Raw genomic sequence first — 15,204 nt, 5'->3', positions numbered from 1 at the left:
GATGACGATCACGGTGGGCCTTACGCAGGTCAACGACGCTTTCGGCATATATTATGCCCGGGAATTGTCGCTGGCGGTGCTAGCGGGGTTTCCGGTGGCGCTGGCTTATCTGCTTTTCCAGCGCCGGGTGACGCAGGCGATCACGCTCTCGGCAGGCATCAAGGGGTAAGTCATGGCGGACATCGTTCTCGACCGCGTTTCGAAGAGCTTCGGCAAGGTGAAGGTGATCGACGATCTGTCGCTGAACGTGAAGTCGGGTGAATTCGTAGTGTTCCTCGGCCCCTCTGGGTCCGGCAAGTCGACGCTTCTGAGGATGATCGCGGGGCTCGAGAGCATCGACGGCGGGCGGCTGGAGATCGGGGGGCGGGAAAGTCAGAACCTTGCGCCGGGTCAACGGGACGTGGCGATGGTATTCCAGAACTACGCGCTTTATCCGCACATGAGCGTCTTCGACAACATGAGCTTCAGCCTGCGCCTGCGGCGCCTGCCGAAGGAAGAGATCGACAAAAAGGTGCGCGAGGCGGCCGATATCCTCAACCTCGACAAGTACCTGGAAAGATCGCCGCGTCAGCTTTCGGGCGGGCAGAGGCAGCGCGTTGCGATGGGGCGGGCCCTCGTGCGCGATGCCGAGGTGTTCCTGTTCGACGAACCCCTGTCCAACCTCGACGCCAAGCTGCGTGTCGTGATGCGGACCGAAATCAAGGCCCTGCACCAGCGGCTGCGCACGACTTCGGTCTACGTCACCCACGACCAGATCGAGGCGATGACGATGGCGGACCGCATCGTCGTGATGAATGCGGGACGGATCGAACAGATCGGCACCCCGTTGGAACTCTACGATACGCCCGCGAACCTGTTTGTCGCCGACTTCATCGGCTCGCCGTCGATGAATTTCATACCCGGACGCCTGCACCAGGAAAACGGACAGACACATGTTGTCTGCGAAGACGGCACCCGGATCGCGGTTCCCTCAACGGACGGTGCCGCGGACGGCCAGCAAATTGTCCTGGGCATCCGCCCCGAGCATTTGCAGGTGAGCGACGGCGCGGACGGCTATGAGGCAAGGGTCGACGTGATCGAGCCGACCGGCCCGAACATTCAGATTTATGCCGAAATGGCCGGTGTCCCGATCTGTTCGGTGCTCAGCGACCGGCGTGAGCTTCGGCCCGGCGAAAGGGTCCGGATGTCGTTTCAGCCCGAAAACACACATCTGTTCGACGCCGAAAGCGGCCGGAGGATCTGAGGAAAGCCGACCCGCAGTGGCAGCTTGCCGACGAACATAGGCAACGCTTTTCCGGACCTGGCGCAGCGAAGATCCGGGATCGATGGCCTGGCGTCGAAGATCAGCAGAATATCGGAGGCTTGCAGCCCTCAGGTCCCGGCTCGCGCTTCGCTTGGCCAAGCCGGTACTGGGAAACAAAGCCTTTGTCAGCAGTCTGAGCTGCCCCTGCGGGCAGCATTGTCTCACCAGCCGTTGATGCGGCTCCAGGTTCCGGTGACCGTGTCGTCGGTTCCGTCGACCAGGTGATAGGTGTCATACATGGCAGCCGTCATGCAGACATGATTGGGCAAAACCCGCACGCGCGAACCGATGGGAAGCTGATCGAACGGGAAGGGGCCGTCGGACACGAGCATGCCGTGCTCCTGATAGACGCGGCCGACCGTGACCTTGTCGATACGTCTCTGACAGGTCACATCCATCACCATGCCGAAGCCGATATCTTCGGGCAGGCCTTCTGCCCCGGTGCTGCGGTCCTTCGACAAGGCAAGACCGCCGGCATCGATCAGCACGCTGTTCATTTCGCGGCGATGGCCGATGACCGTCGCGAGCACCGAAACAGCGAGATCGTCGATTGCGCAGGAGAAGATCTCCGACTGGAAGACATCGCCGAACATATAGACCCCGCAACGGACCTCGGTAAGCCCTTCCAGGGAGGTGAAATGCGTTGCGGTGGGTGTCGAACCGACACTGACGACGTCGGCATTCAGACCGGTCTCACGCAAACGCCGGGCCGCCGTCACCGCGCAGACCCGCTCTTCCTCGGCGACCTTCCTGATCTCATCGATACTGCGGCACAGATAGGAATTCCCGGCATGGGTGATCACGCCGCGCAGCCTGCACCCCGGCAGCTCGGTCATCCGCTTTCCAAGTTCGATCAGTTCGTCGGACTCCGCCAGAACGCCCGCGCGCCGTTCGCCGGAGTCCAGCTCGATCAGCATGTCGACGACAATCCCGTGTTCCACGGCACGCCGGCTGACTTCTTCGGCCATGGCAATCTGATCGGTGATCGTTGTGAGTTTGACCCCACGGTCGATGAGCGCGGCAATCCGGGGAAACTTGTCCGGAACGACGCTGACCGCATAGGTGATGTCGGTGATGCCGTTGTCGGCGAAATATTCCGCCTCCTTGAGCGTCGAGACCGTGATGCCGCCGAAATTGTCCTTGAGAGCGATCCGCGCGACATCGATCGACTTGGCCGTTTTCATGTGGGGCCTGAGGGCAACGCCTGTTCCCGCGAAGCGCTGTGTCATGCGCTCGCAGTTCCGCTCAAGGCGGGTCCGGTCGAGAACAAGACAAGGAGTTTCGAGTTCGGAAAGAGACATGGCAATCATCCGTTTTTCTGTGGCCGCAGGCAGACCCTCTGCCCGGCCTTGTTATCAGTGACCTGCCGGGCGCGGCCAATGCGCGCTCGACCTTGGCCGATGCCTGTCTCGCATCAGCCCCAGTCGGAATCCTCTTCCACATCGATCAGCGACCAGAACTCTTCCGAGGTCAGCGGTAACGGATCCTTGGATCGGATAAGCCGGATATCGATGGGGATGAACCACTTCTCGTCCCCCGCCAGCACGAGCGATCCTTCGGCAAGGTCCGTCTGAATGTGACTTTCCGGCAGCCAGGCTGTCCCGCGTCCCTCGGAACTCATCGGTTTGAGCACCGCCGCCATATGCGAAACGAAAACCCGGTTGAGGTGCACCGGTTCGCCGATGTTGGCGATCAGCTGTTCAACGACCTGACCGATTGCCGATGTTTCGGAATAGGCCAGGTAATGCACCGGCTCGTCTTCCGTGCCCGGCAGGCGGTCGATGGGCTGGCCCGAGGAGTCCGGAAGCGTCACCGGAACGAGCCGGTCCCTCAGCACGACCTTGCCGACAAAAAGATCGTGGGGGAGGTTCATGGGGATGGCGGCGTGGGTGTAGCTGAGGACGAAATGACAGTCGCCGCGCAGCAGCATCTGGATGCATTCCTTGAACTGCACCGTGTCGAGACGCGTGTTGAAGCTGTGGCTCTTCGTCTCGATCTTCCTGAGCCACCCGGGAAAGAAATTCAGCGACAGGCTGTGTGTTGCCGAAAACCGGATCGTGTTGAGCGAGGCGTCGCCGATCCTGCGCGCGTCCTCGCGCCCCTGGTAGAGGCGGCGAAGCACGTCTTCCGCAACCGGCCGGAACCGCTCGCCCGAGGGGGTGAGCGAAATGGGCTGCGTCGCCCGATTGAAGAGCTGCGCCCCCACCCATTCCTCAAGGCTCTTGATCCGCCGGCTGAAGGCAGGCTGGGTCGTATAGCGGGCCTCGGCCGACCTGGAAAAGTTCCGGGTTTCAACCAGACTGAGGAAGTCTTCCAGCCAGCGGCTTTCCATAGGGCTTTGTTCTTTCTTTCAATTTTTCGCAATTTCCCGATTAAACTCTCCCTGCATCGCCATGTCTATCTCCAGTACAGGCAGGAGTGTTTCAACCTCGTGGTGGCGCGCGGTCATTGCGCCTTCTGTTTACGAAAGGCGGAGAGCCATCCAAGTCCTGCCTCGGTGCTGGAACCGCGAGGCTTGTATTCGGCGCCGATGGGACCTGTAAAACCATACTCGCGAATGGCTGCAATCAGGTTCGGGAAATGCACCTCGCCGGCGTCAGGCTCCCCCCGGTCCGGCACGGCCGCGATCTGGATATGACCAATGATGTCCATGTACCGGCGCAGCCGCTCTGTCAGATCGCCCTGCATGATCTGGGTGTGATAGCAATCGAACATGAGCTTGAGATTGGGACGGCCAAGAGCTTCGATGATGTCAGCGGCCTGTTCGACAAGGCTGAGATGATAGCCGGGCACGTCGCGATGGTTGATCGGCTCGATCAGGATGTTGATCCCGGACTTCGCGGCCAGATCGCAGGCGTGGCCGAGATTTTCCCTGAATGTCGCGTTCGCCCCGGCACCGCCATCGGTCTTTCCCGCCATGACGTGGACATTGCCCGCACCGATTGCCTCGGCGTAATCGACCGCCATCTCGATGGCCGCCCGCGCTTCCTCTTCGCGACCTGTCAGGGCGGCCAGCCCGAAGTCACCGGCGGCAAGGTTGCCAGGAGACGTGTTCAGGCCCAGCATCGCCAGCCCCGTTTCCTGCAGCGCCGCCAAAACCTCCTGGACGGGCGTTTCATACGGGAAATGGCACTCCACCGCGTCGAACCCCGCGGCCTTTGCCGCCCGGATGCGATCCGGCAGGGAGAGGTCGGTGAAAAGAAAACCCAGGTTGGCGGAAAAAGTCATCAGTCCCAGTCCACTTCAAATTTCGTGACAACGGCGGAAATCTGCTCCGGTGTCAGCCCGATACTGCCAGCTCCACGCAGGAGAAGCGCCAGCTTCGCGGTTTCCTCCAGCTCCTCCATCGCATAGACGGCCGCCTCGAGGTCCCTGGAGGCCACCACGGGACCGTGATTGGCGAGAACGACCGCGGAACGGCGGCCGCCGAGGCTGCGCAGCGCACCGCCCATTGCCGGATCGCCCGGAACGAAAAAAGGCAGGAGTTTCACCTTGCCGAGCCGCATGATCGAATAGGCAGTGAGCGGCGGCAACATGTTGTCCGGATCAATATCGGGCAACATGGAAAGCGCGACGGAATGGGTGGAGTGCAGGTGCAGGACGGCCCCGGCCCCTTTCCGGGTTTCATAGAAAGCCGAGTGCAGCGGCATTTCCTTGGTCGGCTGGTCGCCGCTCACCAGGACGCCGCTGGCATCGAACTTCGACAGCCTCGCCGGGTCGAGTCGGCCGAAACTTGAGCCGGTGGGCGTAACCAGCAGTCCGCCATCTTCCGTGCGGGCTGAAATATTGCCCGAAGCGCCTCCCGTCAGGCCGCGCTGGAACAGCGAGGCCGCCCAGAAGCAGATATCCTCCCGCAGTTTCGTCTCACTGCTCACGCGCCCCGCTCCATGAGCCTAGCCGCCTTGGCAAAGAAATCCTCGGCGCCGAAATTACCCGACTTCAGGGCAAGCACAAGATCCGGAGAGGCCCGCAGGACCGGAACGCCCGGGTCGATTTCCGGACCGACGGCCAGTTCTTTCGGCGCAAGGGCCTCGACCACCGCTCCGGAGGTTTCGCCGCCTGCAGTGATCAGACGCCTGATACCACCAGCCACCAGATGGCGCGCCGTGTCAGCGAAGAACTGTTCGAACGACGTGGCGATTTCCTGCTTGCCGAAACGTGCCTGTGCCTTGTTCACGGTTTCAGGCTCGGCCGAGGAGTAGATGAGCGGCAAGCCCTCTTGCGCGAGCGCCCAGTCGGCCACCTTCGCGGCTGAAACCGCGCCGGACATCAGGGCTTCCGCCGTCACTTCGAAAGCCGGGGCCTCCCGTCTGTGACGGTTCACCTGCACCCGGGTTGCATTCGAGCAGGAGCCTGACAGCGCGGCGGCTCTTCCCGGCTGCCCGGCCCAGTCGCTGTCCTCACCGGACAAAAGACCTTTCAACCGGAAGTTTTCGGGCAATCCGAGAGCGATCCCGGAACCACCGGTGACAAGCGGCAAGTCATATGCCGCCCGGCCGAGAGCCACGAGGTCCGCGTCGTTGACGGCATCGGCCACCAGCAGCCGCCGGCCCTCGGCGCTTTCCGCCCGCATCCGCTCCCGGATCGCCTCCGGTCCGGCCTGGACAGTCTGGAACGGGATATGTCCCACCGGCCCCTTCGTCTGCAAACCCAGCCAGCGGCGCAGGTCCGGATCGCTCATCGGCGTGAGCGGGTGGTTTTCCATGCCGCTTTCGTTGAGCAGCCTGTCCTGGACAAAAAGGTGCCCCAGATAAATCGTCCGGCCAGCCTGCGGGAAGGCGGGGCAGACCAGAACCCCGGAGGCCTCGAGTGCCTCTGCCAGGGCTTCCGCCACCGGGCCGATGTTGCCTTCCGGCGTTGAATCGAATGTCGAGCAGTATTTGAACAGGAACTGGCGGCATCCCTGAGCCTGCAACCATTCAAGAGCCTTCAGGGACTGGGCGACGGCTTCCGCCGGCGGTACCGAGCGCGATTTCAGCGCGATCACCCCGGCTTCGACATCCGGCGACGCGGAAGCTTTCGGCACGCCCACATATTGAACCGTACGCATACCGGCTTTTGCCAGCGTGTTCGCAAGATCGCTGGACCCTGTGAAGTCGTCCCCGATACACCCCAGCAGCATCACACGCCTCCCGGCAGTTCAAGCCCGGCGGCGCGGGCATAGACCTTGACCACGGCGGCATCGTCGGCTTGCCCGTCGCCCGCCTCGACGGCGGCGCGGAACTGGGCAAGCGCACTTTCGGTGAGCGGCAGCGGCAGCCCGGACTGGCCGGCAATGGCGGTGACGATGCCGAGATCCTTGGGCCAGATGTTGACCGCCGAGTGAGGGGTATAGTCCGCCTCGACAACATGAGGGGCGCGGTTCTCGAACATCCAGCTGGTCCCGGCGGATTGCGATATCACTTCCACGACCCGCTCAAGAGAAAGACCCTGGCTCGAGGCAAAGGCCAAGGCCTCGCCCATGGCGGCGATGTGGACACCCGCAAGAAGCTGGTTCACCGCCTTCATGGCGCTGCCAATGCCTGCTTCGCGTCCAAGGTCGAACAGGTTGGCGGCCATCGCGTCGAGGGCAGGGCAGGCGCGGTCGAAGGCGGCCTGCGGGCCAGAGGCAAAGATCGACAGTTCACCGCGCGATGCGCGCGCAGCACCGCCGGAAATGGGAGCATCTAGGTACAGAAGGCCGAGAGCAGCGCACCGCTCAGCCATCTCGCGTGTAAAGGCCGGCGGAACGGTGGCGCAGGAAACAATCACTGCCCCCTTGCGCATCGCCTCCGCGCACCCGCCTTCACCAAAGAGAACAGCTTCGACCTGCTGGGCGTTGAGAACCACCAGCACCACTATGTCAGACTCTGCAACGGCTTCCATGAAAGGCGTGGCCAGGCCTCCATCCCGGGCGAAAGCGTCGACGCGGGCAGGATCCGTATCGACACCATGAACCTTGTGCCCCGCCCTCAACAGCGATTGCGCCATTCCAATTCCCATCGAGCCCAGGCCGACGACTGTAATTGTTTCTTTTTTCATCACGTTTGACCTCGTGTCGTTCCTAATTCGGCCCTTCGCCTTGCCTGTTCGATGAGACCGGAACTTCCGGCGCACTCATGTTGCATTCAATCCGATTGCCCGAATTGTCGCGGAGGTGATCTCTTCGGTCGTCGCCGATCCGCCCAGATCCGGGGAGTGGTTTTCAGCGTCCGCCGTCACACGCTCGATAGCCCGCATCAACCGTTCCGCAGCCGCCGTTTCACCGAGATGCTCAAGCATCATCGCCGCCGACCAGAACGTGGCAATCGGATTTGCCGTGCCCTTGCCGGTGATATCGAAGGCCGAGCCGTGAATGGGTTCGAACATCGATGGCGCCGATCGCTCAGGATTGAGGTTGGCGGTCGGCGCCAGACCGATGGATCCGGAAAGCGCCGCCGCCAGATCGGACAGGATGTCGGCATGAAGGTTGGTCGCAACGATCACGTCGAGCGACCCGGGATCCATGGTCATGCGCACCGTCATGGCGTCGACCAGCATCCTGTCCCAGACCACATCCGGAAACTCGGAAGCGATTTCACTGGCAATCTCGTCCCAGAGGACCATGCCGTGGCGTTGGGCGTTCGACTTGGTCACCACGGTCAGCCGTTTGCGCGGGCGTGAACGGGCCAGCTCGAAGGCGAAGCGCATGATCCGCTCGATGCCAACGCGGGTGAAGATCGAAACTTCCGTGGCCACCTCGCAGCCGAGGCCACGGTGGCTGCGGCCACCCTGACCGGAATACTCACCCTCGGAATTCTCGCGCACGATCACCCAGTCGAGATCACCGGCCTCCACGTTTCGCAAGGGGCTCGTTATGCCTGGAAGCATGCGTGCCGGGCGGACGTTGGCGTATTGATCGAGCGTCTGGCAGATCTGCAATCTCAACCCCCACAGGCTCAAATGATCCGGCAAGTCAGGCGCGCCGACCGCACCGAACAGGATCGCGTCAAAGGACCTCAAGACGTCCGTTCCCTCGCCCGGCATGAAGGCACCGGTCCGGCGGTAGCGTTCGGATCCCCAGTCGAAACCGGTGATGTCCAGCGTGAAACCGCCGTCCAGCTTGGCCAGTGCCTGCAGCACCTTCTGCCCGGCACCGACAACCTCCGCGCCGATCCCGTCACCAGGGATGGCTGCAATCCTGTAGGTCCTGGTCATCCCGTCTCCGGAGCTCACTTGTTTTCAAGTTCCAGAAACGCCTTGAAGGCATCGCCGAAATCCGGATGCCAGCGCGACAGCGGCGGCCGGTTCTCGGTGATGTCGCCTGCGGCCCAGGCAATCCGTTTTTCGTCGGTTGCCCTGTCGACTTCGTTGTCCGGACAGAGAATGTAGAAGTCATTCCGGCCAAGAGCCTCGAACAGAAAGTCTGCGGTTTGTTCCGGTGTCCAGGCGCCTGCCGGCTTTTCCGTGCGGCCGTTGGCCGTCAGTGGCGTGAAAACAAATCCGGGGATCAGCAGTCTGGCTTCAACCCGGCAGTTTTCCGTGTTGCGCAAGGAATGCTGCAAGGCTTCGGTGAAGGTTTTCACGCCGGACTTCGATACGTTGTAGGCAGGATCTCCGGGAGGTGTGGTGATCCCCTGTTTCGAGCCGGTGTTGATGATCAGGCCGGGTGCTCCCGACGCAATCATTCCGGGAGCGAAAATCTGCGAACCCCGGATGACGCCCCACATGTTCACGTCGAGAATACGCTGCCAGTTGTCTTCTGCATCGAAAATGGAACTGCCGGGCTGCATGCCCGCATTGTTGATGAGAACGTTGACCGGACCGAATTCCGCGACGACCTGTGCTTCCAGTTCTTTGAGCGCCGCGACGTCCGCGACGTCCGTCGGCACGGACAGAACGGCGGGAGCACCGGCGGCGCGAACCTTTTCGGCGGCCGCATCAAGCCCGGGTCCCGGCAGATCGGCAAGGCAGACCTTGAGCCCCAGGCTTGCAAGCCTGCAGGAGACCGCCAGTCCGATACCCGAGGCTCCGCCGGTGACCACCGCAACGTTGCCGCTCTGGATTGCCGGATGTGTCATTCGATTGTCCTTTGTCGTTTCTAGCCGTTTGTTACGCGGTTTCGCCTTCGAATATCTCGAAACCTGTATCGATCTTGGTGCCTTCGGGTTCATTCAGCATGGCTTCGATGGCGGTTTTGCCGATAAGGAAGCGGTTCGAGCGAATGGTCGACAGCGGCTTCGGCATCTGGTTGCCGATATCGAGCCCGTTGAATCCGAAAATGCCGATGTCCTCCGGTGTCGAAAGGCCTGCCGACTGGCAGTGAAAGACGCCGCCGATCGCCATGTCGTCGTTGGAGTAGACGATCCCGTCGACAGGTATACCGCCTGTCAGGAGCTGGGCCGTCATCTGCTTTCCGGCGCCGACGGAGCTGGCGCTTCCGGCAACTGCCTGTACGGCAATTTCCAGCCCGGCTTCAGACAGTGCCTTGCGCAGTCCGTCGTACCGCAGGCGCGCGCGCCGGTCGCGGTCGAGATTGTGACCGACGTAACCGAACCGGCGCCATCCCTTTGCAATCAGATGCCGGCCCGTCTCGTAACCGGCGCTGCTGTGGGACATGCCCACGGCGATGTCGATCGGATCTGAATCGATTTCCATCATTTCGACCACGCGCACATCACTGAGTTCGAGCATACGCCTGGTGGCATCGGAATGCTCGAAACCGGTGGTCAGCACCGCCGCAGGCTTCCAGGACAGCAGATTCCGGATAACATGTTCTTCCTGCGCCACGTCATATTCGCTGATGGAGATAACGGCCTGCATGTCGCCCGTCGTCTCGAGCCCCGCATTGATCCCCTGAAGCACCTCGGTAAACACGATGTTGGAAAGAGAGGGAACGATCACGCCGACCAGATTGCTGCTCAGGGACGCCAGAGACCCCGCGATGCGGTTGGGGACGTATCCCATCGTCCGGACAACCTCCATCACCTTGTCCCGGGTGTCTTCCGCGATCGGTCCCTTGTTGCGCAGGATCCGCGAGACCGTGGATTCGCTGACCTTGGCGCGCAAAGCTATGTCTCTCACGGTCACCTTGCTCTTGCGGTCGGATAAACGTTGCTTTGCTGTCATCGGTCTCCACTCGCCCACCGTTTTTCGCCGGTCACTGCCAGCGCTGTCATGTCTGTCTTTTCGCACATTCGTTTTCACGGTGTAAGACGGCTTTGTGAGTGTCCGAAGAGTTGTGTCTTCCGGCCGGTTCCCGCAGCCGGAAGACTGTGCATGCGGTCACGGAGCCCGGCTCAGCCGCGCTGCACGTATTTCCGCCAGTTGTGTTCTTCCTTGAAGCCGAGAACGTCCTTGATCTTGCGGTTCGACAACAGGGTCTCGAATTCGCCAAGCTCGCGCTTGACCGGAGTTCCCGGGTAGAAGCGGTCGATCAGCTCCTGCGTCGGCAGGTCGGAAGAGGTCGTATCGTTTGCGGCATTGAAGATCTGGAAGCCGAGTCCGTCTTTCTCCACCGCAAGTTTCGTGATCTGACCCAGGTCGCGCGCATCGATATAGCTCCAGGTGATCCGCTTGCGGAAACCGGGGTCGGCGAACCATCCCGGAAAGAGATCATATTCGTGGGGCTCGATCACATTGCCGATGCGAAGGGCGTAGACATCGATGCCGAACCGCAGCGCAAAGGCCTTCGCGGTTGCCTCGTTGCAGATCTTGGAAAGCGCATAGCTGTCCATCGGATCCACCGGATAGTCTTCTTCAAGCGGGAAGTGCACGGGCGCGCGCGGTTCATTTGCGAACACCAGGCCATAGGTGGTTTCGCTCGATGCGATGATGACCTTCCTGATGCCCAGCTTCGCCGCCGCTTCGATCACATTGTAGGTCCCCATCGTGTTGATGCGGTACACTTCATTGTCGGGAGTGACCAGGATCCGGGGGATCGCCGCGAAATGGACCACTGCGTCAACCGGCTGAGGACGCAGCGAGGGGTCGAACTCGTGAAGCCCCATGTAGCTGGAAAGCGCATTGAACACCTGGCCGGAATCCGTGATGTCGGTGATGAGCGTACGGACTTTCGGATTGTCGAGCGGTTTGGTGTCGAGGTTGAGCACCTGGTAGCCCTGGTCCACAAGGTATTGCACGACATGCTTGCCGGCCTTGCCGCTGCCGCCCGTGAACATGATCCGCTTGGTCATAAAAGTCTCCGTTTTTCTTAATTCGGTCGATGGGTTTCGTGAAAGGGATGCTCAGGCGGTCGCCGCCAGCATGACGGTTTCCTCGTTCGCCTGTTCGCGGCTGAGTTCGCCGCTGACACGGCCGTCCTTCAGCACAATGATCCGGTCGCTGATCGCCAGAATTTCAGGCAGATCGGAAGACACCACGATGATCGACATGCCTTCCTGCGCCAGCTTGTTGAGAAGCGTGTGCACCTCGGCCTTGGCGCCGATGTCGATGCCGCGCGTCGGCTCGTCCACGATCAGGATCCGGGGTTTTCTGGCGACCCATTTGGCGATCACCACCTTTTGCTGGTTGCCGCCGGAAAGGTTTTGAATCTTCTGTTCAGGGCTGGGCGTCTTGATCCCGAGCGCCCGGATGAATTCGTTGCATCGCGCGCTTTCCTTCGCCCGGTCGACAAAATCGAAGCGGCAGTAGTCCGCCAGATGCGTTAGGCTAAAGTTCTCGCGCACCGACATGCCCAGCACGAGCCCCTGGCCCTGGCGGTCTTCCGTGACGAAGCCGATGCCCTGTTCGATCGCTTGCGAGGGATCGTGAATGGTCACGGGTTGGCCGTCGATCCGGATCGACCCTTCGTACTCGCGACTGCCGAAAATCATTTCCATCACTTCGGTACGGCCGGACCCGACAAGGCCGAAGAAACCGAGGATCTCGCCCCGGTGCAGGTCGAAGCTGACGTCGCGCACCGGCGCGCCCTGGGAGCGGTGTTTCTTGAGCGTCAATCCGCGGGCGGAGAGCAGCACCTTGTCGCTGGCGTGGCTGAGATGTTCGCCAAACAGCTGATCGAGATCCCGGTCGACCATCTTGCGGACCAACCGCTCGCGGTTCATTTCGCCGATGGGCGCGCTGTCGACCGTCACCCCGTCCCGAAGCACGGTGACCCGGTCGCCGATCTCGAAGATCTCGTCCAGACGGTGGGAGATATAGACAATGCCGATGTTCTGGGCCACGAGCTTCTTGACGATACGCGACAGGGTCGTCGCCTCGTGGTGGCTGAGCGATGCCGTGGGCTCGTCCATGATGATGAGGCGGCAGTCGTAGGATATCGCCCGCGCGATCTCTACCATCTGCTTCTGGCCGATGCTGAGACGTCCCACGCGGGTGGTGGGACTGATATCCATCTCCAGTTCTTCAAGAACCTTGCGTGCGTCGGCATTCATCTTCCGACGGTCGATCAGCCCCGTGGCAAGCCTCGGCTCCCGGGCAAGGAAGATATTCTCGGCGACGGTCAGGTTCTCGACGACGGCCAGTTCCTGGTAGATGATGCTGATGCCGAGAGCACGGGCATGCACCGGATCGCGTATGACGACCTCATCGCCTTCGATGAGGATCTTGCCGCCCGGATCCGCGCGCAAAACTCCAGTCATGATCTTCATCAGCGTGCTCTTGCCGGCGCCGTTTTCACCAGCGAGCACGTGCACCTCGCCGAGGCGAAGATCGAGATCCACCCTGTCAAGCGCCTTCACGCCTGGGAAAGTTTTTGAGATGGCTTCCATCTGAAGAAACAGGGGCATGGCATCCGTCGTCTGTTGGATTGGATCTTGGGAGAGGCAAGACCCCGAAGGGTCTCGCCTCAGTTGCGGTTTCTTACTTGGTGTAGCTGCCGAGGTTGTCGGCGTTGACCACGGTGACACCGGTGTCGATGTTGGCCGGGTTCGGCTCTTCACCATTGATCTGGGCAACCAGATGCTCCACCGCCAGACGGCCCATGGTGACCGGGCGTTGAACCATGATGCCCGTGATCAGGCCGGCCTTGACGCCCTTGATGGTGTCCGGCAGGTCGTCGAAGGCGAAGACCTTCAGGTTACCGGCCATGTCCTGGAACTCACGCTGTTCAAGCACCTTGGCAACGGCCGGGCCGCCGACCTGGCTGATGCCAAAGATACCCTTGAGATCAGGATTGGCGCGCAGCAATGCCTCGGTCACGGAGACAGCCCGTGCCAGGTCGTCTTCGGTGCCTTCCAGGGCAACGACTTCGATACCCGGATGAGCGGAAAGCGCTTTCTTCACACCGTCGATGCGCTCGTTGAGGTTGGACGCACCGAGCTGGCCGGTGACGATCGCGACCTTGCCCGAACCACCGATGGCCTCGGCCATGGAGTTGCCCATGGTCACGCCTGCCTGCTCGTTGATCGTGCCGATATACATGCTGCGCGGCGAGTTGGCGCTGTCGCTGTCGAAGGTCAACACGGCAATGCCGGCATCCACCGCCTGCTTGATCACACCTTCAACCGACTTCGGCTCGTTGACCGAAATCGCGATCCCGTTCACGTGACGGGCGATCAGGTCCTCGATGATCTTGACCTGGGTAGATCCCTGGGTGTTCTGCGGCACGACCCACTGGTAGTTGACGCCCAGTGCTTCGGCGGCTTCCTTTGCACCCGCGTTACAGTCGTCGAAGAAGGGTACGGCGACTTTCGGGACAACCGCGATGGTCAGATCTTCGTTTCCGGCTGATGCGGAGCCGGCACAAAACATGGCGGCGGCAAAAGCTGTGGCGTGGGCGAATTTAAACAGTTTGCGCATGGGTTCCTCCTCCTGGTTGCGCATGAATTGAGCGCTGTCTCGTTTGCAAGAAGCTGGTTTCGAGAGCGCCCCAGTCCGATATCGTCTAGGTGTTCCCTCCCGTGTATTTGTTGCGCAGCACGTCGATGCTGACGGCGATCAGGATGACTCCCCCCGTGATTGCCTGCTGCGCGTAGGTGTTGATGTTCAAAAGCACGACGCCGTTGGCGATGATGCCCACCAGCGCTGCCCCGATGACGGCTCCCGCCACGCTGCCGACGCCGCCCGCAAGGCTCGCGCCACCGATGGCGGCGGCCGCGATAACGTCGAGTTCCGCCCCGAAGCCCGAAGCGGGTTCGGCGGAAAGGTAGCGTGAGAAACCGATGATGCCGGCGATGGAAGCGATCACGGAGGACAGGATGTAGACGGACAGTTTGACCCGGTTGACCTTCACTCCGGACAAGCGCGCTGCCTGTTCGTTTCCCCCGGTGGCGTAGACATGGCGGCCGAACCTGGTACGGCCCATGATCACCGTGAAGACGACCATCAGCACGACCATTATGATCACCGGAACCGGGACGGGACCGATGTATCCCTGGCCGAAGAACGAGAAGAATTCAGGCGTATCGGGGGTGACGGGTACGCCATGGGTGATCATGTACATGAGCCCCCGCCCGATCGAGAGCGTGCCGAGCGTCGCGATAAACGGCGGCAAGCCGATCGCGGTGATCAGGAACCCGTTGGCAAGACCGAAGGCCAGACCGACCCCGACACCGGCACCGATGCTGGCCGGCATCGAAAACCCGGCATCGAAGGCAAGCGCGGTTACCAGCGAACTCAAGCCCATGGCCGATCCCACCGACAGGTCGATACCGCCGGTAATGATCACCATCACCATGCCGATCGACATGATCGCGGTGAGGGAGAAAGCCCGGAAGACCCCCATGAGATTGTTTGTGGTCAGGAAGTAGGGCGAGGCAAAGCTGATGAGCGCGCCGACCAGGACGAGCGCCAATAGAACGTTGATTTCCCGAACATGGTGCAGTTGTGTCAGACCGGACACGAACCGCCTGTGCGGCGGCGTCTGCGTCGCTTCACTATTGCTCATAGTGTTTGTCCTTCCCCCTTCGGATGGCATCCGGATTATTTGTCGAATTTCGCCGGCCGACCGGCGGCAGCTTACGCATAGATGACGCTGATCA

The 15,204-nt window shown here is 61.4% G+C and carries 14 protein-coding genes and 1 pseudogene; 2 read left to right on the top strand and 13 right to left on the bottom strand.

Annotation, left to right across the window (positions count from 1 at the left end):
* A pseudogene (locus ACQY7U_RS16475) lies at positions 1-169 on the top strand (carbohydrate ABC transporter permease); the annotation flags it as partial.
* A gap of 3 nt (positions 170-172) precedes the next feature.
* Complete coding sequence (locus ACQY7U_RS16470; RefSeq protein WP_428646507.1) at positions 173-1,243, top strand: ABC transporter ATP-binding protein; 1,071 nt, start codon at positions 173-175, stop codon at positions 1,241-1,243.
* A 221-nt stretch (positions 1,244-1,464) separates the two neighbouring features.
* On the opposite strand, the gene ACQY7U_RS16465 is transcribed toward ACQY7U_RS16470, so the two are convergent.
* The 13 genes from ACQY7U_RS16465 to ACQY7U_RS16405 all read right to left on the bottom strand — a co-directional run bounded on the left by ACQY7U_RS16465 (position 1,465) and on the right by ACQY7U_RS16405 (position 15,110).
* Entirely contained in the window at positions 1,465-2,604 is a 1,140-nt protein-coding gene (locus ACQY7U_RS16465) for an alanine racemase (protein WP_428646504.1), read from the bottom strand.
* A 113-nt stretch (positions 2,605-2,717) separates the two neighbouring features.
* Positions 2,718-3,635, bottom strand: coding sequence for a LysR family transcriptional regulator (locus ACQY7U_RS16460; protein ID WP_428646501.1), 918 nt, complete (start codon positions 3,633-3,635; stop codon positions 2,718-2,720).
* Positions 3,636-3,748: 113 nt separating this feature from the next.
* Positions 3,749-4,531 (bottom strand): hydroxypyruvate isomerase family protein, encoded by a 783-nt coding sequence (locus ACQY7U_RS16455; protein WP_428646498.1) that lies wholly within the window; start codon positions 4,529-4,531, stop codon positions 3,749-3,751.
* The gene (otnC, locus tag ACQY7U_RS16450) at positions 4,531-5,178 is read right to left on the bottom strand and encodes a 3-oxo-tetronate 4-phosphate decarboxylase (protein ID WP_428646495.1); all 648 of its coding nucleotides are present in this window, start codon (positions 5,176-5,178) and stop codon (positions 4,531-4,533) included. The genes ACQY7U_RS16455 and otnC overlap by 1 nt, the downstream gene beginning before the upstream one ends.
* Entirely contained in the window at positions 5,175-6,425 is a 1,251-nt protein-coding gene (gene otnK, locus ACQY7U_RS16445) for a 3-oxo-tetronate kinase (protein ID WP_428646492.1), read from the bottom strand. Before otnK ends, otnC begins: the two co-directional genes overlap by 4 nt.
* A complete protein-coding gene (gene ltnD, locus ACQY7U_RS16440) occupies positions 6,425-7,399 on the bottom strand; it encodes an L-threonate dehydrogenase (RefSeq protein ID WP_428646489.1) in 975 nt (324 codons plus the stop codon). The genes otnK and ltnD overlap by 1 nt, the downstream gene beginning before the upstream one ends.
* The gene (locus ACQY7U_RS16435) at positions 7,400-8,479 is read right to left on the bottom strand and encodes a tartrate dehydrogenase (protein WP_428646486.1); all 1,080 of its coding nucleotides are present in this window, start codon (positions 8,477-8,479) and stop codon (positions 7,400-7,402) included.
* A 14-nt stretch (positions 8,480-8,493) separates the two neighbouring features.
* Positions 8,494-9,342 (bottom strand): SDR family NAD(P)-dependent oxidoreductase, encoded by an 849-nt coding sequence (locus tag ACQY7U_RS16430; protein WP_428646484.1) that lies wholly within the window; start codon positions 9,340-9,342, stop codon positions 8,494-8,496.
* Between the two features lie 31 nt (positions 9,343-9,373).
* The gene (locus tag ACQY7U_RS16425) at positions 9,374-10,390 is read right to left on the bottom strand and encodes a LacI family DNA-binding transcriptional regulator (protein WP_428646481.1); all 1,017 of its coding nucleotides are present in this window, start codon (positions 10,388-10,390) and stop codon (positions 9,374-9,376) included.
* Between the two features lie 170 nt (positions 10,391-10,560).
* Positions 10,561-11,457 carry an NAD-dependent epimerase/dehydratase family protein gene (locus tag ACQY7U_RS16420; protein ID WP_428646478.1) on the bottom strand — a complete coding sequence of 299 codons (897 nt, stop codon included), beginning with the start codon at positions 11,455-11,457 and terminating at the stop codon, positions 10,561-10,563.
* A 51-nt stretch (positions 11,458-11,508) separates the two neighbouring features.
* Positions 11,509-13,011: a sugar ABC transporter ATP-binding protein gene (locus ACQY7U_RS16415; RefSeq protein WP_428646476.1), complete on the bottom strand. Its 1,503-nt coding sequence runs from the start codon at positions 13,009-13,011 to the stop codon at positions 11,509-11,511.
* A gap of 73 nt (positions 13,012-13,084) precedes the next feature.
* Positions 13,085-14,023 (bottom strand): sugar-binding protein, encoded by a 939-nt coding sequence (locus ACQY7U_RS16410; protein WP_428646473.1) that lies wholly within the window; start codon positions 14,021-14,023, stop codon positions 13,085-13,087.
* 85 nt (positions 14,024-14,108) lie between these two features.
* The gene (locus tag ACQY7U_RS16405) at positions 14,109-15,110 is read right to left on the bottom strand and encodes an ABC transporter permease (RefSeq protein WP_428646471.1); all 1,002 of its coding nucleotides are present in this window, start codon (positions 15,108-15,110) and stop codon (positions 14,109-14,111) included.
* Positions 15,111-15,204: the final 94 nt, after the last annotated feature.

The sequence above is a fragment of the Roseibium sp. genome (assembly GCF_050301095.1).
Lineage (GTDB): Bacteria > Pseudomonadota > Alphaproteobacteria > Rhizobiales > Stappiaceae > Roseibium.
Note: the sequence above shows the minus strand (reverse complement) of the source record. Positions and strands in the feature narration are given on the sequence as shown.